This is a genomic window from Planococcus sp. ISL-110, assembly GCF_018613575.1.
In the GTDB taxonomy this organism is placed as follows: Bacteria; Bacillota; Bacilli; order Bacillales_A; family Planococcaceae; genus Planococcus.
The window spans coordinates 48582-66351 of record NZ_JAGGPX010000008.1 but is presented as its reverse complement, the minus strand read 5'-3'; the positions used below and the strand labels follow the sequence as shown (position 1 = coordinate 66351).

At 44.6% G+C, this 17770-nt stretch carries 22 protein-coding genes; 5 read left to right on the top strand and 17 right to left on the bottom strand.

The features are described from left to right. Positions 1-40: 40 nt before the first annotated feature. The 4 genes from J7I83_RS04880 to adh all read right to left on the bottom strand — a co-directional run bounded on the left by J7I83_RS04880 (position 41) and on the right by adh (position 2895). Entirely contained in the window at positions 41-631 is a 591-nt protein-coding gene (locus J7I83_RS04880) for a Fic/DOC family protein (protein ID WP_215099560.1), read from the bottom strand. Next, positions 624-812, bottom strand: a complete 189-nt coding sequence (locus J7I83_RS04875; RefSeq protein ID WP_142826824.1) for a hypothetical protein — start codon at positions 810-812, stop codon at positions 624-626. The genes J7I83_RS04880 and J7I83_RS04875 overlap by 8 nt, the downstream gene beginning before the upstream one ends. A gap of 145 nt (positions 813-957) precedes the next feature. Next, complete coding sequence (locus tag J7I83_RS04870; RefSeq protein WP_215099559.1) at positions 958-1320, bottom strand: DUF779 domain-containing protein; 363 nt, start codon at positions 1318-1320, stop codon at positions 958-960. Positions 1321-1374: 54 nt separating this feature from the next. Then, the gene (gene adh / locus J7I83_RS04865; protein ID WP_215099558.1) at positions 1375-2895 is read right to left on the bottom strand and encodes an aldehyde dehydrogenase; all 1521 of its coding nucleotides are present in this window, start codon (positions 2893-2895) and stop codon (positions 1375-1377) included. A gap of 208 nt (positions 2896-3103) precedes the next feature. Here adh and J7I83_RS04860 point away from each other — a divergent pair, with 208 nt between their 5' ends. After that, positions 3104-3811 (top strand): pseudouridine synthase, encoded by a 708-nt coding sequence (locus J7I83_RS04860; RefSeq protein ID WP_215099557.1) that lies wholly within the window; start codon positions 3104-3106, stop codon positions 3809-3811. Between the two features lie 12 nt (positions 3812-3823). Continuing rightward, positions 3824-4540, top strand: coding sequence for a DUF6904 family protein (locus J7I83_RS04855; protein ID WP_215099556.1), 717 nt, complete (start codon positions 3824-3826; stop codon positions 4538-4540). A gap of 205 nt (positions 4541-4745) precedes the next feature. On the opposite strand, the gene J7I83_RS04850 is transcribed toward J7I83_RS04855, so the two are convergent. From J7I83_RS04850 to J7I83_RS04815, 8 genes are all read right to left on the bottom strand, one after another. Next, positions 4746-5045 (bottom strand): AraC family ligand binding domain-containing protein, encoded by a 300-nt coding sequence (locus J7I83_RS04850; RefSeq protein ID WP_215099555.1) that lies wholly within the window; start codon positions 5043-5045, stop codon positions 4746-4748. A 105-nt stretch (positions 5046-5150) separates the two neighbouring features. Continuing rightward, on the bottom strand, positions 5151-6023 hold the full coding sequence (locus tag J7I83_RS04845; RefSeq protein ID WP_215099554.1) for a glycine betaine ABC transporter substrate-binding protein: 873 nt from the start codon (positions 6021-6023) through the stop codon (positions 5151-5153). Between the two features lie 21 nt (positions 6024-6044). Continuing rightward, positions 6045-6881 carry an ABC transporter permease gene (locus J7I83_RS04840; RefSeq protein ID WP_215099553.1) on the bottom strand — a complete coding sequence of 279 codons (837 nt, stop codon included), beginning with the start codon at positions 6879-6881 and terminating at the stop codon, positions 6045-6047. Beyond that, positions 6878-8071: a quaternary amine ABC transporter ATP-binding protein gene (locus tag J7I83_RS04835; RefSeq protein ID WP_215099552.1), complete on the bottom strand. Its 1194-nt coding sequence runs from the start codon at positions 8069-8071 to the stop codon at positions 6878-6880. The genes J7I83_RS04840 and J7I83_RS04835 overlap by 4 nt, the downstream gene beginning before the upstream one ends. 35 nt (positions 8072-8106) lie before the next feature. Then, positions 8107-8571, bottom strand: coding sequence for a thioesterase family protein (locus J7I83_RS04830; protein WP_215099551.1), 465 nt, complete (start codon positions 8569-8571; stop codon positions 8107-8109). Between the two features lie 23 nt (positions 8572-8594). Next, positions 8595-9575: a 3-hydroxyacyl-CoA dehydrogenase NAD-binding domain-containing protein gene (locus J7I83_RS04825; protein ID WP_215099550.1), complete on the bottom strand. Its 981-nt coding sequence runs from the start codon at positions 9573-9575 to the stop codon at positions 8595-8597. Then, positions 9565-10467, bottom strand: coding sequence for a beta-keto acid cleavage family enzyme (locus J7I83_RS04820; protein ID WP_215099549.1), 903 nt, complete (start codon positions 10465-10467; stop codon positions 9565-9567). Before J7I83_RS04820 ends, J7I83_RS04825 begins: the two co-directional genes overlap by 11 nt. A 252-nt stretch (positions 10468-10719) precedes the next feature. Then, positions 10720-11256, bottom strand: a complete 537-nt coding sequence (locus J7I83_RS04815) for a TetR/AcrR family transcriptional regulator (protein WP_215099548.1) — start codon at positions 11254-11256, stop codon at positions 10720-10722. A 431-nt stretch (positions 11257-11687) separates the two neighbouring features. Between J7I83_RS04815 and J7I83_RS04810 the strand changes: the two genes are divergently transcribed. Beyond that, positions 11688-12104: a hypothetical protein gene (locus J7I83_RS04810; RefSeq protein ID WP_215099547.1), complete on the top strand. Its 417-nt coding sequence runs from the start codon at positions 11688-11690 to the stop codon at positions 12102-12104. 54 nt (positions 12105-12158) lie between these two features. Here J7I83_RS04810 and J7I83_RS04805 read toward each other — a convergent pair whose 3' ends face one another. From J7I83_RS04805 to J7I83_RS04785, 5 genes are all read right to left on the bottom strand, one after another. After that, complete coding sequence (locus J7I83_RS04805; RefSeq protein ID WP_215099546.1) at positions 12159-12575, bottom strand: CBS domain-containing protein; 417 nt, start codon at positions 12573-12575, stop codon at positions 12159-12161. Positions 12576-12724: 149 nt separating this feature from the next. After that, positions 12725-13447, bottom strand: coding sequence for an amino acid ABC transporter ATP-binding protein (locus J7I83_RS04800; protein ID WP_215099545.1), 723 nt, complete (start codon positions 13445-13447; stop codon positions 12725-12727). Between the two features lie 12 nt (positions 13448-13459). After that, positions 13460-14128, bottom strand: coding sequence for an amino acid ABC transporter permease (locus tag J7I83_RS04795; protein ID WP_215099544.1), 669 nt, complete (start codon positions 14126-14128; stop codon positions 13460-13462). Positions 14129-14157: 29 nt separating this feature from the next. Continuing rightward, on the bottom strand, positions 14158-14997 hold the full coding sequence (locus J7I83_RS04790; protein WP_215099543.1) for a transporter substrate-binding domain-containing protein: 840 nt from the start codon (positions 14995-14997) through the stop codon (positions 14158-14160). Positions 14998-15072: 75 nt separating this feature from the next. Beyond that, entirely contained in the window at positions 15073-15915 is an 843-nt protein-coding gene (locus J7I83_RS04785; RefSeq protein ID WP_215099542.1) for a MurR/RpiR family transcriptional regulator, read from the bottom strand. A 434-nt stretch (positions 15916-16349) separates the two neighbouring features. Here J7I83_RS04785 and J7I83_RS04780 point away from each other — a divergent pair, with 434 nt between their 5' ends. After that, positions 16350-17099: a carotenoid biosynthesis protein gene (locus tag J7I83_RS04780; protein ID WP_215099541.1), complete on the top strand. Its 750-nt coding sequence runs from the start codon at positions 16350-16352 to the stop codon at positions 17097-17099. Further along, positions 17096-17770: a lysophospholipid acyltransferase family protein gene (locus J7I83_RS04775; RefSeq protein WP_215099540.1), complete on the top strand. Its 675-nt coding sequence runs from the start codon at positions 17096-17098 to the stop codon at positions 17768-17770. The genes J7I83_RS04780 and J7I83_RS04775 overlap by 4 nt, the downstream gene beginning before the upstream one ends.

Here is a 17770-nt window from a genome sequence, read left to right as displayed (position 1 = left end):
AAAACAGAAAATGCCAGCGCTCTCCGAGCAGCTGGCATTTTCATGGAGTGATGATTTCATCCAACAGCCTTTCCAGACGATTGTTGTCCTTATTGAACGAGTCAACAAAAGCGTTGATAATCTCTGCAGGCTCCCGCACTTTTTCCCAGTCCAGCCGGTAACCGGCGTTCACTAAAAGCTGTCGTGCGAATTCCCGGATACTGCGCCCATTGCCTTCCCGAAAAGGATGTAAAGCATTCAATTCCGACAAAAAATAAGCAAGCCGTGAAATCAGCTGATTTCGCGGCAATCTCTTTAGGTAATTCTCTGCTTTCAATTCACCAAAAATTTTCAGCAGATGCACCTCAATATGTTTCGGGTGAGCAAAAGAAGAAGAACCTTTGGAAATCATTTCTTTCCTCAGTTCTCCAGCAAACGGATAGACATCCTGAAGCAGATATTGATGAATGGCCAGAAATGCTTGAACATCCAGGGGATCTGCCGGTTTATGTATCTGCAGTTCCGAGAGACGGAGCAAAGAGTAAACCTTCTCGAGTTTCTTCAGTTTTTCTTCATTCTGCACATCGAACAGATTCATCAATACATCGGTTCTGGGGTAGCAATACATCGAGGTGTGCTGATACTTAGACATCGAACTTCCTTTTGATGGCCTGATGGAATTGTGCTTCCGTCCGTTCACCAGTCAATACCGACCGAACGAAATTCTCATCCTCATTTGTCACATCAAACCCTTCCGTAACAAGAGAATGTGAAGCGCAGGAAATCGCGTGATTGGCTTGTTCGTGGGAAACTCGGTTCACTAATTTCGTCAACTTTATGACCACCTTTCATGTTGAAATTATACCATTTCCCCAGCATGAATTCTACCATAAACCCTTGATACATAGAGGTTTCTACAGCCCCTCCCTGTCATCAACTCACAATAAAAGACCGGATGCATCTGCATCCGGTCTTCTTTCAAATCTGTTGCTGCAATTCTTTCGTTTCTTCTTGAGTGAATGGTCTCGACCTTGTCAGGAATCGTTTGCCTTCCACTCCCTCCAAAGAAAACATTCCGCCGCGCCCTGGGACAACATCAATGATTAACTGCGTATGGCTCCAGTAGTCAAATTGGTTTTTGTGCATATAGAATTTGCTGTCCCCGATGACTCCCATCAGGATATCTTGATCCCCAATGAATAAATCACCTTCCGGATAACACATCGGCGCACTGCCATCACAGCAGCCTCCTGATTGATGAAACATAACCGGTCCGTGCTTTTCCTTCAGCAATTCGATCAATTCAATAGCAGCATCTGTCGCAATTACACGTTCGACCATTGCTATCCCTACTTTCTAGTGATCTTCAACATCCGGCCCGGATATTCCCCGGGATCAAAAGAACCCTTGCTTGTCTTCGCTGTAGCTGACCAGCATGTTTTTCGTCTGCTGGTAATGGTTGAGCATCATCAAATGATTTTCGCGGCCAAAGCCGGACATTTTGTATCCGCCGAATGCTGCGTGAGCCGGGTATTGGTGGTAACAGTTTGTCCATACACGGCCTGCCTGGATGCCACGCCCGAAACGGTAAGCTGTGTTGGTGTCACGTGTCCAAATCCCTGCGCCAAGTCCATATAAAGTATCATTTGCAATTTCAAGCGCTTCTTCTTTCGTTTTAAAAGTCGTTACAGAAACGACCGGCCCAAAAATCTCCTCCTGGAAAATCCGCATCTTGTTATGGCCTTTAAAGACTGTCGGCTGGACATAAAAGCCTTCTGACAGCTCACCGTCCAAATTATTGCGGTCGCCGCCCGCAAGAACTGTGGCGCCTTCCTGCTTGCCGATATCCAAATAAGATAGAATCTTCTCCAGCTGTTCTGTGGAAGCCTGTGCTCCCATCATTGTTTCCGGATCAAGCGGATTTCCTGTTTTGATCGCTTCAACCCGCTTTAATGCGCGTTCAATGAACTCGTCATAGATGTCTTCCTGAATCAGCACGCGGGATGGGCATGTACAGACTTCTCCTTGGTTCAAGGCAAACATGACAAATCCTTCAATTGCTTTATCAAGAAAAGCATCATCCTGGTCCATTACATCTTTAAAGAAGATATTCGGTGATTTCCCACCCAGTTCCAATGTTACCGGAATCAGATTTTGGGCAGCATATTGCATGATCATACGCCCAGTAGTCGTTTCACCTGTAAACGCCACTTTGTTGATCCGCGGATTGGAAGCAAGCGGCTTACCTGCTTCAAGCCCAAAACCGTTGACGATATTCAAGACTCCAGGAGGTAGGATATCCCCGATCAGTTCAGCCAGCACCAGGATGCTCGCCGGTGTCTGCTCAGCAGGTTTCAACACGACACAGTTGCCGGCAGCAAGAGCCGGAGCCAGTTTCCAGACAGCCATTAATATTGGGAAGTTCCATGGAATGATCTGCCCGACAACACCAAGCGGTTCATGGAAATGATATGCTACCGTATCATTGTCAATCTGACTCAATGAACCTTCCTGTGCGCGAATCGCTCCGGCGAAATAACGGAAATGGTCGATTGCCAAAGGCAGATCGGCATTCAATGTCTCACGGACAGCCTTACCGTTATCCCATGTTTCAGCAACTGCCAACATTTCCAGGTTCTGTTCCATGCGGTCTGCAATTTTCAGAAGCGCGTTGGCTCGTTCAGTGACTGACGCTTTGCCCCAGGCGTCTTTTGCCGCGTGGGCTGCATCAAGAGCCAATTCAACATCTTCAGATGTGGAACGGGCAATTTCCGTAAACTTCTTGCCGGTAACCGGTGAGACATTGTCAAAATATTGCCCTTTGACCGGTGCTTTCCACTCTCCGTTTATAAAGTTCTCATACTTGTCTTTAAACGTAATTTTTGAACCTTCTGTGTTTGGCATTGCATAGACCATTCTCATCTCTCCCTTTTTCTCGTTTTGCCATTATGTACACGCTTACATTATTCTATACATCCACCGGCGCATCAATAACAGCTTCCTTTCTATATTGTCAAACTAATCTAAAAATTGCAACTGTGAAACACCGAAATTTTTATTCGCCTGGTTAGTTCATGTATAATAAGAGCAAGACCAGGAAATAAAGAACCGAAAGGAATTTACTATGCGAATCAATAAGTTTTTAAGCGAGACAGGAATCACTTCCCGGCGCGGAGCCGATAAGTTTATCGAGGCGGGACGCGTGACCATCAATAGTCAGCCGGCCGAACTCGGCAGCAAGGTTGAAACCGGAGATAGCGTCCGGGTGGACGGCAAGCTCATTGAACAACCTAAGCAGCAATATGTCTATTTGGCATTAAACAAGCCGGTTGGCATCACCAGTACAACCGAACGGCATATTGAAGGGAATGTCGTCGATTTCGTCAATCATCCCGAGCGCATCTTTCACGTGGGCCGTCTGGACAAAGATTCAGAAGGCCTTATCCTCCTGACCAATGACGGCGATATCGTCAATGAAATTTTGCGTGCGGAAAATGAACACGAAAAGGAATATATCGTCAAAGTCGACATGCCGATCACCGAATCCTTTCTGGCGAAAATGGAGGAAGGTGTGGAAATCCTTGATACGAAAACACTTCCGGCAAAAGTGGACAAGCTGTCCACTTATACTTTCAAGCTAACCCTACGGCAGGGTTTAAACCGCCAGATCCGCCGCATGTGCTCGGCACTCGGCTACGAGGTTCGAAGTTTGCGGCGGATCCGTATCATGAACATCCTGTTGGGAGATCTGCCTGTAGGTGAGTGGCGAAATTTGACCGATACAGAATGCAACGAGCTATTTAACCAGCTCGGTTACACACCAAAACGCTGAGGAGGACATTGCATGCTGACCATGAAAAGCACGCCAAACCATACAGGTGTTAAAATAAGCGGTGATTATTTCGATCTGGACGAACTGAACCAGGCCATCTACCGGGTGATTGGCAAGGAAGACCAGTATTATGGCTACGAAGGATCACGGATGCGCATCCTTGGCATTGCCTATGAAATTCGTCATGCTTCCCAAGGAGACCGTAACGTGGATTTTGTGTTTAATGGACTGCACGAACACACAATGAAGCAGCACAAGTTTATCGCTCCTGATAAAAACATCTACTTTTCCACTGAAGTGCTATGGCCGGAATTGATTTACGCGGCCATTGCCCTGAAGAATTTCGTGAAATTCTATCAGGAAAACAACCCATCTTCCCTTTGGGATGTTCACTTGCCGATCATTTTCCGCTTCCAATCGTTGGTTGTCGACTGCCTTCAGGGACATATTCCTAAGGAAGAATTCGAACAGATTGTGAAAGCCTTTAACCAGCCGGTTTCAGTGAATGATTACGCAATCCAATACGTGGACCTTTTAAATTTGAAATACATCGGTATGACCAAGCAGCAGCGAGAACAAAGCCTATCCACTATCGCCATGAAACTCGCTGTGCAAGACCAGGACTATGCATCCTTTCGGAACCAAGTACTCGCCGCTGCGACTCCCCATAAGAAGTCGATTCACGAAATTGCCGTGCAGGCAGAGTACCCAGAAAACTTTGAATGGTAAAAAGAAAAGCGCAAGCTGCCATGTAGATTCGACGGGCATAAGACGCTCTGGCGTAGCGGCGTTTTTTCAGCCGCATAGCCAGAGTGGCTTATGACCCTAGAATCTGGCAGCTGGAGCTGGACAAAAAAGAAAAGCGCAAGCGCCCGTGTAGCAATTAAATATTACTCCATGAAAAAAGCTCACGCATCGTCAGCGTGAGCTTTTTTCATGGAGTAATTTGCAGTACAAGTAAATCGCTTGGTTCGATTGCGGTGAGACTATGTTTTTCTTTCGGGTTCATATGTAAAATATTGTCGGGTGCAGCTTCCACCGTCTGTCCTTCCACAATAAATGAAACTTTTCCGCTCCGTACGATAATGATGACATCGGCCATCGAATCGTGCTCTGCAATTTTTTCTCCGCTCTGCAATTGCATATTGACGACGTTGGTTTTCCCAAAACTTAATGCTTTTTGGATATGCTTGTTTTTCTCACCCAATAAATTGGGAGTTTCAATCAATTCCATCCCTTCACCCCTTCTCTTTTCCAAACCATACACCCAGGAAAGAAAAAAGAAAAGAAAAAGTGCATTTCCTATTGTTTGAACAATAGAAAATGCACCCGATATTGCTTACTCGCCAGTCATTTCATCAACTTTATCCTGATTGTTGTCAATCCATTCCTGTGCAACTTCCTCAGGATCTCCACCTTCTTCGATCTTAACAATCATTTCTTCTACTTCATCAAGTGAAATGTTCCAGTTGCTCAAAAATTCATAAGCTTTTGGCGCATTGTCTTTCAATTCAGCGTTTGTAATCACTTCAACAGAAGAAGTTTCAAAGAATCCTTGTTCATTAGTCAATACTTTCAAATCAAACTTATTGAACATCGTGTGAGGTCTCCAGCCGTAAAAAATAACCGGTTCTTCCTTAGCCATCATTTTCTGGGCTTGAGCAAGCATGCCGCCTTCTGAAGAACTCACTTGCGCCATGTCAAATCCGTAAGCCTCGATGATCTCGTCACTTTCTATTGTAGCGCCTGCTCCAGCTTCAATGCCATAAAATTCATTATTGAATTCGGCTTCGCGCCCTTCCAGGTCTTCAAGAGAATTGATGTCTTCCATATAAGTCGGAACCGTCCAGCCAGTTTCTGCTTCCGGATAGCTTACAGAAGTACTTTCAACATCCCCTTCGTATTTATCCAGGTAGTTTTGGTGCATCGGCACCCAAGCATCCATGAACACATCGAGGTCTCCACGGGACAAGCCAGTATAAACACTTCCAGCATCTGCATTGGTTTCCACTACTTCATAACCCATGTCCTGCAAAATTAAACCGGCAATTTTTGTCGGCGGTACAGTACTCGTCCAAGGTGTTACACCAAAGGTGATAATTTGTTGCTCAGCACCAGCAGTGCCCTCTTCTGTTTCTTCAGTATTAGAACCACAAGCAGCCAAAACGGCTACCATCAATGCAATCATCGCTAAGAATAAAATCTTTTTCATTTTTCATTTCCCCTTTTATTTTTATTTTTTATTTTTCCGGGCCAGCCCTTGGGTGATGCGATCCATTATGATTGCCAGCACGACGATTCCCAAACCGCCTGTCAGCCCAAGACCTACATTTACAGTAGAAATTCCTTCTAATACCACTGAGCCCAAACCTGGCGCTCCAATCATTGACGCAATGACCGCCATCGACAACGCGAGCATCATCGTCTGATTAATCCCCGCCATAATGGAAGGCAATGCCAAGGGCAATTGCACTTTATACAGCAGTTGCCATTTGGTTGAACCAAAAGCTTTCGATGCTTCCACAACGTCCGCAGGCACTTGTTGAATCCCGAGTGTCGTCATACGGACAGCCGGCGGTGTTGCAAATACAAAAGTAGCAATGACAGCCGGAACATTTCCAAGGCCGAATAAAAGAATGGCTGGTATCAAATAGACGAAACTCGGCAGTGTCTGCATAAAATCCAAAATTGGCCGGACAATGCTTGCCATGGTTTTATTGGTAGCCGCCAATACGCCAAGCGGGATACCGATAATTATAGAAATCAGTGTGGAAACGATAACAATTGCCACCGTCTGCATCGCCGCTTCCCACAAATCGACAGATCCCAGATAAAGGCTGCCTAACAGCGCAAACAGCGCCAGCCCTTTCCCTGAAAATTTCCAGGAAATAATGATCAGAATCAGTACAAGCAATTCCGGCGGAGCTGCAATCAATAGATCTGTTACTCCGTCTACAAAGGTTCGAAGGCCATCACTGACGCTATCAAAGAACTCTCCTGTCACTGGCAGGAGCCAATCGTCTACAAAGCGGTTCGTCCACTCTTCCAAAGGAAGTGTAAAATAATTCACGGCGTAGTCACCTCTTTTTTACCTAAGACTAAACCGGAAAGAATGGAAACCCGTGATACGATTCCAAGTAATTTTCCGTTTTCAACTACTGCCAGTGGATATTTCGCTTCGACAGCTACACCAAAGAGGTCATTTAAAGGGGTTTCTGGAGAAATTTCATGAATATCTTCAATCAATACGGTTTCGATTGGCAAATCTGATTTATATGCGTTAATAGCATTATCAATTGTCAGCAACCCTTTGAAATTATTATCTTTGTCGACAACGAATATGCTTGAAGCTCCCGCGTCTTCCATTTTCCGCACTGCTGCTAACGCACCGCTTTTCTCTGCCATATGAACAGCTGGCTTCTTCATAACATGAGAGGCCATCAGCACTTTCGAACGGTCTACATCTTTGACAAAGTTCGAAACGTATTCATTCGCCGGATTTTCCAGAATTTCATCGGCTGTACCCACTTGAACAATCTCACCATTTTTCATTATGGCGATGCGATCCCCCAGTTTCAGCGCTTCATCCAGGTCATGCGTGATAAACAGGATTGTTTTCCCTAATTTGTTTTGCAGGTTCAGCAGTTCATCCTGCATTTCTTTACGAATCAATGGATCGAGTGCACTGAATGCCTCATCCATAAGAAGGATATCCGAATCGTTGGCAAGAGCACGTGCAAGCCCAACGCGCTGTTGCATTCCTCCGCTCAACTCTTTAGGATAACTGTTTTCATAACCGTGCAAGCCAACGTCTTCAATGGATTTTTGGGCACGCTTGTTGCGCTCTTCTTTTTTGACTCCTTGAATTTCAAGTCCGTAGGCAACATTCTGCAGAACGGTTCGGTGCGGAAACAAACCAAACTGCTGGAATACCATCCCCAACTTTTTCCGTCTCGTTTCAATCAATTCGTTTTTTCCCATCTCGACAATGTTTTGTCCATCGATCAGCACTTCACCTGAAGTCGGCTCGATTAACCTGTTCACTAATCGGATCAATGTTGATTTCCCGCTTCCTGACAGCCCCATGATGACAAAAAATTCACCCGCTTCTACTGAAAAGGAAGCTTGGTTGACTCCTACTGTCATTCCGGTCTCCGCCAAGATGTTTTCTTTTTGTTCCCCGTTCATAAGTCTCTTCAGCCCTTGTTGTGGATGAGAACCGAAAATTTTGGTTAAGTTATTTACTTCTATCTTTTTCATTGACCTACTCCTCAATTTATTGCTGTAGATTATCGTCAGAAACCGATTTTTCTACCTGCCTGTTTTGGTATTGGCAGCTCTTTATGCAATGTTCTAAGCGCCTCTATTGCTTCACCTATAACTTGCGGAAACGGCGCTGCTTTACCTTTTACTGTATCTATGCCCATCCACATCTGTTCACTTGTTGCAGCCAGTTCACCGGCTGAGTTTGTCATTGTCAGGAAGGTATGCAGTCTTTTTGCATCGCTATCCAGCAATCTGAATTCAATGGTCAGTTCTTCATGTTCATGCACTTCTTTCAAGTAGCATAAATGCGTCTCGAGCGTAAATATCGTGTAGTTGTACCGAGAGCGGGCAGTTTCATTTAAACCCAGAAAATCGATAAAACTATCCGCTGCCTGGCTGAATACTTTTGCATAAGCCGCATCATTCATGTGGCCGTTATAATCAACCCATTCGCTTCGAACCTTTTCTTCATGTATAAAAGATGATTGAACCATACTGCCAACCTCCTTTCAACGCTTTATTTTTTGACAACCATTTTCTCTGTTGCAGTAGTTTCCGGCCAATAGGATTCCACCAAGCCCAACAGTTCTACCAAAAAGGCATTGCGCTTATCTTCCATTTGAGCAATTGTTGTATCACCTGCATGGGTTTCGCAACCGGTAATTACTTTTTCTTTCAATTCGTCTGTCAGTTCAGGCGCTTCCAGCTTGGTCCATGGCAATTTCAGCGTAGGACCGAATTGTTCAAGCATATGGCGCATCCCTTTTTCACCACCAGCAAGATGGAAGGTCAAGAACGGACCCATTTGAGCCCAGCGAAGGCCTGCTCCGTAAATAATGGCCGCATCCACTTCCTCAGTCGTTGCAACTCCATCATTTACTAGATGCAAAGCTTCGCGCCACAAGGCTTCCATCAACCGGTCAGCCAAATGGCCTTCGATTTCCTTCTGGATGACCAAAGGCTTCATTTCTATACTTGCGTAAAAGCTCTTGGCACGATCCATGATGGCCGCATCGGTCTGTGTACCGGCAACCAGTTCGACCAGCGGCAAAATATATACCGGGTTAAAAGGATGTGCTACGATCAAGCGTTCCGGATGCTTTAATCCATCCTGCAGGGTACTCGGCATAATGCCTGACGTACTCGATCCAATAATAGCTTCCGGTTTAGCGTATGCATCAATGCTGGCCAGGACAGATTTTTTCAACTCTTCCCGTTCAGGGACATTTTCTTGAATCAAATCCGCGTCGCAGACCGCCTCTTCGATGGTCGGCATAAATGTCAGGCGGTTTTGATCCGCTCCCTGTGCCAAACCGATTTTCACCAAGGATGGCCATGCCTGTTCGATGGCTTTTTGTGTCCGTTGCTGCGCACCTTCAGCGGGATCAAATGCGATTACGTCAAAACCCTGTGCCAGAAACCGGGCTATCCAACCGTTTCCGATTACGCCTGTTCCGACAACGGCGATCTTATTTACTTGATGCATTTTATTTTCCATCATTATTGCCTCCGTAAGGATTATTTAGTTTAAAGTGGATGCGCGCTTCTTCGGGCGTCATCACTTCTATATTCGCTGCATGCAATTTTGACACCGCTTGTTCGACAAGCTGTTCATTGCGTGCAAAAATCCCTTTTCCTAAATAAAGATTATCTTCAAGCCCCACGCGGACGTTTCCGCCATTCTGTGCAGCCATTTCCAAAATCGGCATTTGCATACGGCCGATGCCAAAGGCTGACCACTGCGCATTGTCGGGAAGACGGTTCTTCATATATAACATGGTTTCTTCATCAGCTTCTGCGCCCCATGGGATGCCAAGGCAAAATTGGAACATCGGATTGCCATCGATCAAGCCTTCTGCTATCAATTGCTTGGCAAACCGAAGATGGCCGGTATCAAAGCATTCCAACTCTGGTTTTACACCACTTGCCTGTATGAGCCTGGCTTGTTCACGCAGCCAATCAGTTGGGCTCATGTAAACCATATCTCCAAAATTCACACTGCCGCAATCCAATGTGCACATTTCAGGAAGCAGGCTGCCAACTGGTTCGTGCCGTTCTTTAGGCGTTTGCATATCTGTGCCTTCTCCACCCATTGAAGGATTTGAAAGATTTGGAATGAAATCTCCCCCTCCTCCCGAGGTAATGTTTATGATCACATCCGTTTCAGATTCACGAATGCGTTCAATGATTTCACGGTAGTGATCAAGACTGTGGCTAATGCCTCCCGTTTGAGGATTGCGCGCATGGACGTGAGCTACTGTAGCTCCAGCTTTTGCCGATTCTATTGCCGATGCTGCTATTTCTTTTGGCGTCACAGGTACGTATTGATTTTTCGCTGCAGTATCCCCAGCTCCTGTTACTGCTGCTGTTAATAAAACTTTTCGTGTCATATTATCTCTCCTGTTAATTTTTAGGCATATGTACTCATTCAAGTATGTTTTTAATTGCATATAATTATTAATTGTTTTTTCTCACGTTTTAAACTGTACCATCCAGACGGTAATGTTTCAAGGTGATTTTCCGTATAAATTTGATGCAGCCTCGGTAGGTTACTGATTTATCCTATATCTCTCTAGGCTTTACTGCACTGTGAAAAAACCTAAAAAAAAATCACATCATTTTTAAAATGACGTGATTTCCCCTTATTCATCTATCCAACTCTTTAATTTCGAATAAACTTCTTCTTTTCTTTCTTCGCTCAAATGGTGAATATCGAAAAGTTCGGACAACCAAATTCCATCTGTCGCTAAACGGATGATAGTAGCTTTCACCGGGTCAATGCCGTCCTGTTCAATTTCAGTTTGCCATTCGTTGTAAAGGTTCCGGATGGGATCCAACAAATCAGAATTCACTGCTTTAGCTGCTAATAGACCTGCATGCATCTCTTTATTCGGATACGGATTATTGAATGTTACATCCGCGTAGGACTTGATCCATTTCCCTTTTTCTTTTGATGATTCAGCTACCGAGGCGGCAATTTTATCCCGGTAATTTTCAGCTAAGTGATCTACCATCCCTTTGACCAAAGCTTCCTTGGAAGGAAAATGGTAAAGCAGACCGCCTTTGCTGACTCCTGCTTCAATCGCAGTTGCTTCTAAGGTTAAATTAAAAATGCCCCGCTCACTGACAATTTTTGATGCTGCATGAAGAATCTCTATTTTTCTGGTAGCTCTGCCCATATAAATCTCCTTTTTAGAATGGATTTGATTTTCACTATACTACCTGGACGGTTTTTTTTCAAATTCTACTCAATGTTAGCAAGCTTTTGAAAAGGGTATATCCAACTATATAAGTTGAAGTAAAGAAGCAGTATTTTGAAAATCACTCCGGCCACTTTGGGCATGGCTCTTGCAATAAGCCGAGAAGACCACTCGTCTCATGGCTTCGCCTAGCTCCTAGCCGCGCCGTCGCTAAGATATCTCCCGATCTGGAGCAAAACAGCGGAGACGCCTGCGGGATAGCGAGACAGCCGAGACCCCGCATGGAGCAGAGCGACTGAGGAGGCTTGGCGCTCGCCCGCGGCAAGCGCAGCTGGTTTGTGGAATATCGCTTATGAATATTCAGTAGTTCAACTTATATAACAGCATTTAATTTGGAGGAGCGTGATTGTATGTACAAATTTCTGATTCCACTGAGTCTGATTTTTTTGTTGGCTGCCTGCGGAGAAGAAGCACCGGACGTAACTGAGGAAAGCCAGACAGAAGTAACCGCCCCTGAGGGAGAGTTGGATCCGACCGCTCCTGAACAAGCAGAAAATGCGGAATTCGTGAGTTTTGAGGAGTTGGCTTCCGGAACTATTGAAGAAGGCTCAGGAGTTTCTGTGCAAGGTACTGTTGAGGAACTGGCAGACGACATCGCTTTTCCATCGTTTATCATTGTAAACGGAGAAAACCGCATTTACATTCGGAATATGGCGGAAACGCCGGTAGAGGTAGGAGACAGTATTACAGCCGATGGGATCTTTGAAGGCAGTGCCGATGAAGACATGCCGATGATTTCTGCCTCCATTATTGAAAAGCCAGAGTAAATACCATACAAAAAAGCCCTTTCTTTGTAGAAGGGCTTTTTTTACGGCCTGTTGCTAATCCAGCTCTGAGATTTCAATAATGGTATTTTCCACATTATGATTTTCTGAGCTGTCTCTTGTCGCCAAATCGCCTAAAGAAACAATGCCGATTATGCGTTCATTTGAAACAATGGGGAGTCGGCGGATCTTATGTTTGGCCATCAATTCAGCTGCTTCCTCAACGGTCAGGCTCACTGTTCCGGTAATGACTTCCGCTGACAAGATTTCTCCGATGGCAGTATCATTGGGAATCTGCTCCGCTAGGCCCCGGATGACAATGTCCCTGTCTGTAACTATTCCAACCAAACGGTCATCTTCGCAGATAGGAATTGAACCTACATTTATTTCCCTCATTTTCGAGGCAACTTCTTGGAGCGTTGATTCGGGCATACACGTTTCGACGTCTGTCGTCATGATATCTTCGATTCTCATCCCTTCTGCCTCCTCAAGTTCTCTCATTACTTATACCTTAACCGTTTTGTCGGTCAGCAAACGTCAATTACTAAAAGAAAGAAGGAATCAGTTCATTTGAACCGACTCCTTCTTATCCACTTAGTATTTTCAACCCACTGGCGGCTTGTTTATTCAACCAGTTGAATAAACTGTTTTGTCCGTTCGTTTTGTGGGTTTTCAAAGAAATTCTTTGGATCTGCAGATTCAATGATCTTTCCTTCATCAATCATGATGATGCGGTCCGCCACTTCTTTCGCGAACTTCATCTCGTGGGTGACAACGACCATGGTCATTCCTTCTTCAGCCAACTGTTTCATAACCTGCAGCACTTCTCCAACCAGTTCTGGATCCAGTGCTGAAGTCGGTTCATCAAACAGCATGACCTTCGGCTGCATCGCAAGCGACCGCGCAATGGCGACACGCTGCTTTTGCCCCCCGGAAAGCTTACTTGGATAAACGTCGGCTTTATCTTCCAGGCCCACCTTTTCCAGCAATTCTGCCCCTAGCTTTTTGGCTTCTTCCTTCTTCATCTTTTTGACGGTGATCGGTGCTTCTATGACATTCTCCAATACCGTCTTATGAGGAAAGAGGTTGAAATGCTGGAACACCATGCCGACTTCGGCACGTATTTTCGTTAAGTTATCCTTTTTCGGGTTGACTGTATGGCCATCGATGGTAATTTTTCCTTCATTGATCATTTCAAGAAAGTTGAAGCATCTGAGAAGTGTACTTTTACCAGAGCCACTGACTCCGACAAGTACGACAACTTCCTGGGGTTTGACGTGAAGGTCTACCCCTTTCAGCACCTCGAGGTCACCAAAGGATTTATGAATGTTTTCTCCAATAATCATGTTAGTCCCTCCTTAGGCTCTGTCGACATCGAGTTTGTTTTCATACAAACGCAATAAGAATGTGAAAATCATGACAAGTACGAGGTAATAGAGCGCAACAACCAGGAATGATTCAAATGGCTGGTAGGATTGCGCAGCTTCCCGGTTTCCAAGCGAGAAGATTTCTGCTACCCCGATGATATAAACGAGTGATGAATCTTTCAGCGTAATGATGAACTGGTTGCCAAGTGGCGGAATCGAACGGCGCAAGGCCTGTGGAAAGACGATTCGGCTCATTGTCTGGCGGCGGTCCATCCCGAGTGACATACTGGCTTCCCGCTGTCCTGGGTCAATGCCCTGAATAGAACCACGGAAAATTTCTGCAATATAGGCACCATTATGGACACCCAGTGCAATGGCCCCAGCCCAGAAATTCGACATCGTGTAGATTTCGACAATGCCGAAATACAAGAACATAATCTGCACAATCAGCGGCGTACCGCGAATGATTGTAATGTAGATATTGGCAATAGCCTGTAAAATTTTTGAACCTGAAATTTTCATCAGCGCAAAGATAAGTCCGATGACTGTTCCTAAAATGACACCAATCGCTGTCAATTGAAGGGTAACGACAGTGGCCTCTAAAAACCCAGGATATGTTCGCATGAACACATCAAAAACTGTTACAAATATCTCTGGCATAAACGCCACTCCTCTCCATCTCAGCTTGTTTAGTTAAGAATTTCTACTCCTTCAAGATCTACATCGAGGAGGTTGCGCCCAAACCATTCCTGAGAAATTTCTTCATATGTGCCATCTTCAATAATCGCGGCTAAAGCTTCGTTAATCGCTTCAAGCAAAGCTTCGTCTTCAGGTCTTACAGCAACAGCTGCTTGTTCAATCCATAATGGATCGCCGACCATTTCGATTTCAAGCCCAGCATTTTGCGCTTCAAATCCTACTACGTCAGCTGTAATAACTGCGTCCAAACGGCCTTCAACTTCCAAATCCTGCAATGCAACTACGTCACTATTGTAATATTGAATATCATCTGTATAGTTTTGGGCAGCTGTATCATACGTACTTTGTCCAACCACGCCAATTGTTGCGCCTTCAAGATCTGCCTCTGATGTGATTTCCGTATTTCCTTCACGGACAAAAATTACTCCGCCTGAGTAATAATAAGGATCGGAAAATGCAACTTGCTCAGCCCGCTCTTCAGTAATAGCCATCGATCCCAAAATTGCATCGTAACGGTTTGTTGTCAATCCTTGGATAATTGTTTCAAATGGTGTAGTTACCGGATTCGGCTCCAGACCCATTTCTTCAGCAATTGCATTGCCGATATCAATATCAAAACCTGTCAGGTTGCCGCCTTCTTCAAAGTTAAAAGGCTTGTAAAGCCCGCTTGATGCGGTTGTGAACTTTCCTTCTTCCAACAAATTCAAATCGCTGTTCTCGCCTTCTGTACCTGATCCTTCTTCCGAACTGGTTGAGTCGTCCCCTCCACAAGCTGCCAATAACATTCCTGCGGAAAAAATTACGCTTAAAAATGATAATTTCTTTTTCATCTTTTTCTCCCCTTTTCGTTTATAATTGACCAAATCGCCTAGGCGCTTCGGAACTTCCCAGTAAATTGAGTGCTGCTACATAAAAATATTCCGCTCTTTGTAGACCTCTTCGATTTTCGCCAAATTGTCATTTATTTTCGCCTGTTCTTTGACATAAACAAATCGCATGATCGAAGTCAAAAGTGCGTGGACAGAGGTATACGAATCAATGTTTAAATTCGTATTCACGGACACTGCCAAAACATGATCTGCATAAGCAAGAGCTGGAGATTCTGCTGAATCGGTCAAAACGATCACATCTGCTCCCTTTGATTTGGCGCTCTTCAATGTATCGATGACTATTCTGGTATAGCGTGGGAAAACAAAAGCAATCACCAAATCGCCTTTCCCCATTTTAGAGAGCTGGGTGTAGTATTCATCCGTTGAAGAATACATCATCTCGGTGTGGTCGAGTGCCTGATTCAGCCAGCTGGAAAACCAATGGGCTATGCCATAATCGAAAAAATTCCCGGTCACATAAATACGTTGTGCCTGACTGATGCTGTCGACAACCTGAAGAAGTTCGTCTTCTTTTATTGATTTCTTCAGTTTGACGATGCTTGAGATGTCCGCATCGAGTAGTTTTTCCAAAAAAGACTGGTCCTCAACTGGCTCCCGTAGTTTCTGCTCCGATTTTTCCAGGCGTTCTTCCGCTAATTTCCGCTGAACAACATGCTGGAATTCCGCATAACCCGTATATCCAAGTTTCTGTGTCCAACGGATCACCGTCGACTCGCTGACATTGACACGTCTGCCAACTTCAAGAGCAGAAGCGAATGCTAAAAAAATGGGTTCTTTAAAAAACAAATCACCGACTTTTTTCTGGCCTGAACTAAATTCCGGATAAGAATTAGACACACTTCGCAGTAAATCCTGCATATTTAACGCCTCCACTTGAAGAACACACTCATTTACTCTTCTAAAGTATACTAGTGTGCAGGAAACCCTGCAATAGTTTACAGAAAATTCAGCGATAATTCTATTATCAGACAAATAAAATCAACTGCAGGAACCTTGTCCCTTAAGGGTTCGAGCTGATTGCTAGAGAAAAAAATATTTATATAATTTTCTGCTTTTTCCTGGATAAACACGCTATTACCTCAGAATAATTGCTTCCAGTTCTAAATAAAAAGCAGTATTTCAGATAATTGGATATAAGATTTTATGCCCTTATTTTGTAAAATCAAAACGCTCCCCCATTCTTGCCTCTAAAAATATCCTTATTCTGTCTGCATAATGGCTCTTATTTTCATATTTCATCCTGACTCCTGTATAATCTTTGTATAAGTCAATTTATTGAGGGGCTGTTCAGGATGTGGGAAAATCGGATTTTCAAGCTTTTTATTTTTTGGTATGTGTGTGGCATTATTTTACTCGGATTTGACCTCCTGCCGTCCTGGCTGGAATGGGCAAATGCATTCTTTCTGATGCTGGCCGGCACACTCGGCTTTTTATATTTCACTAAGCGCTTTGGCGTTGTCAGTGGATCAGTGCTCGGCATCCTCATCTTTTTTTCAACATTCATAGTGGAATGGGCTGGCGCAGACAGCGGATTCCTATTTGGTTCTTATGATTATACAGACCGCTTTGCACCAAATGCCTTTGGTGTACCGATTGCCATCGGTTTCGCTTGGTTAATGGTCATGGCCACGACACATGTAGTCGCGCGCTGGATCGTTCCTGCCGGCGGCTTACTGTATGCTTTAGTCGGAGGCATTGGTGCTGTCATCATCGACTTGATCATCGATCCTGTGGCCTATCAAATAAAACAATATTGGATCTGGGAAGATACCGGACTTTATTACGAGATTCCTTGGACCAATTTTTTCGGTTGGTTTGTGGTGGCATTCATCCTTCACTTGGTCATCGACTTGCTGATGAAACAGAAATCCATGGTTATTGCATCAGAGCTTCCTGAAAAACGGATGGTTTTATTGTATGTATTAATGATTGCCATGTTCATCATGCTGGGCGCAATCGGTGGTTTATGGCTGGCTGCCTTATTGACTGCCTTATTGACTGCTTTAATCGTCTTATTGGCGTGGAAGAGGCGACCTCTATGATCCATGCAAAGAAATCAGCTTTGTTTGAAACAGGCTTTAATATGTATTTGACGCCACTCATCCGTTCGTCCTTTTCCCGTATGCTTGGACAAGGAGCAGAAGCCATTCCGGAAAAGCCGGTATTGTTTATTGCCAACCACAGTTCCTGGTGGGATGGCCTGTTGTTCTTCTATCTGAACCGCACAATTTGGCACCATGATATCCACATGATGATGCATGAAGAAGGGCTAAGAAAGCATCCTTACTTCCGTTATCTTGGGGCATTTTCCATCAACCGCAAAAAACCGAAAGAAATCCTGACGTCACTTCAATACGCCGAAGCCTTGTTGAAGCAGGGAAAATCGGTCGTCCTTTTCCCTCAGGGAGATGAGTTTCATTTAGAAACAAGGCCTCTCGCTTTTCAAACAGGCATCGCTTACTTGATGGAGCATTGCCCGGAAGTTCCAATTGTACCGCTCAGCTTTTATTACTCATTCGGGCACCGGCAAAAACCCGAAATTTGGATTCGCCAGCACCCGATGATTTCGACTGATACTCTGGGACATCTGTCGCGCAAAGAAAAAACACTCTATCTTCAGCAGCTTTGTACAGACCAACTCGATTCTTTGAGAAACACAGTTATCAGCGAAAACAGTGAAGCATTTCAGCCACTCGGAAAAAGGAGAAAATGA

Excerpts from the sequence above, each read along its gene's own strand:
- J7I83_RS04880 (WP_215099560.1), bottom strand. The coding sequence starts at position 631 with ATGTCTAAGTATCAGCACACCTCGATGTATTGCTACCCCAGAACCGAT.
- J7I83_RS04870 (WP_215099559.1), bottom strand. The coding sequence starts at position 1,320 with ATGGTCGAACGTGTAATTGCGACAGATGCTGCTATTGAATTGATCGAA.
- adh (WP_215099558.1), bottom strand. The coding sequence starts at position 2,895 with ATGGTCTATGCAATGCCAAACACAGAAGGTTCAAAAATTACGTTTAAA.
- J7I83_RS04860 (WP_215099557.1), top strand. The coding sequence starts at position 3,104 with ATGCGAATCAATAAGTTTTTAAGCGAGACAGGAATCACTTCCCGGCGC.
- J7I83_RS04855 (WP_215099556.1), top strand. The coding sequence starts at position 3,824 with ATGCTGACCATGAAAAGCACGCCAAACCATACAGGTGTTAAAATAAGC.
- J7I83_RS04850 (WP_215099555.1), bottom strand. The coding sequence starts at position 5,045 with ATGGAATTGATTGAAACTCCCAATTTATTGGGTGAGAAAAACAAGCAT.
- J7I83_RS04845 (WP_215099554.1), bottom strand. The coding sequence starts at position 6,023 with ATGAAAAAGATTTTATTCTTAGCGATGATTGCATTGATGGTAGCCGTT.
- J7I83_RS04835 (WP_215099552.1), bottom strand. The coding sequence starts at position 8,071 with ATGAAAAAGATAGAAGTAAATAACTTAACCAAAATTTTCGGTTCTCAT.
- J7I83_RS04830 (WP_215099551.1), bottom strand. The coding sequence starts at position 8,571 with ATGGTTCAATCATCTTTTATACATGAAGAAAAGGTTCGAAGCGAATGG.
- J7I83_RS04825 (WP_215099550.1), bottom strand. The coding sequence starts at position 9,575 with ATGGAAAATAAAATGCATCAAGTAAATAAGATCGCCGTTGTCGGAACA.
- J7I83_RS04820 (WP_215099549.1), bottom strand. The coding sequence starts at position 10,467 with ATGACACGAAAAGTTTTATTAACAGCAGCAGTAACAGGAGCTGGGGAT.
- J7I83_RS04815 (WP_215099548.1), bottom strand. The coding sequence starts at position 11,256 with ATGGGCAGAGCTACCAGAAAAATAGAGATTCTTCATGCAGCATCAAAA.
- J7I83_RS04810 (WP_215099547.1), top strand. The coding sequence starts at position 11,688 with ATGTACAAATTTCTGATTCCACTGAGTCTGATTTTTTTGTTGGCTGCC.
- J7I83_RS04805 (WP_215099546.1), bottom strand. The coding sequence starts at position 12,575 with ATGAGAATCGAAGATATCATGACGACAGACGTCGAAACGTGTATGCCC.
- J7I83_RS04800 (WP_215099545.1), bottom strand. The coding sequence starts at position 13,447 with ATGATTATTGGAGAAAACATTCATAAATCCTTTGGTGACCTCGAGGTG.
- J7I83_RS04795 (WP_215099544.1), bottom strand. The coding sequence starts at position 14,128 with ATGCCAGAGATATTTGTAACAGTTTTTGATGTGTTCATGCGAACATAT.
- J7I83_RS04790 (WP_215099543.1), bottom strand. The coding sequence starts at position 14,997 with ATGAAAAAGAAATTATCATTTTTAAGCGTAATTTTTTCCGCAGGAATG.
- J7I83_RS04785 (WP_215099542.1), bottom strand. The coding sequence starts at position 15,915 with ATGCAGGATTTACTGCGAAGTGTGTCTAATTCTTATCCGGAATTTAGT.
- J7I83_RS04780 (WP_215099541.1), top strand. The coding sequence starts at position 16,350 with ATGTGGGAAAATCGGATTTTCAAGCTTTTTATTTTTTGGTATGTGTGT.
- J7I83_RS04775 (WP_215099540.1), top strand. The coding sequence starts at position 17,096 with ATGATCCATGCAAAGAAATCAGCTTTGTTTGAAACAGGCTTTAATATG.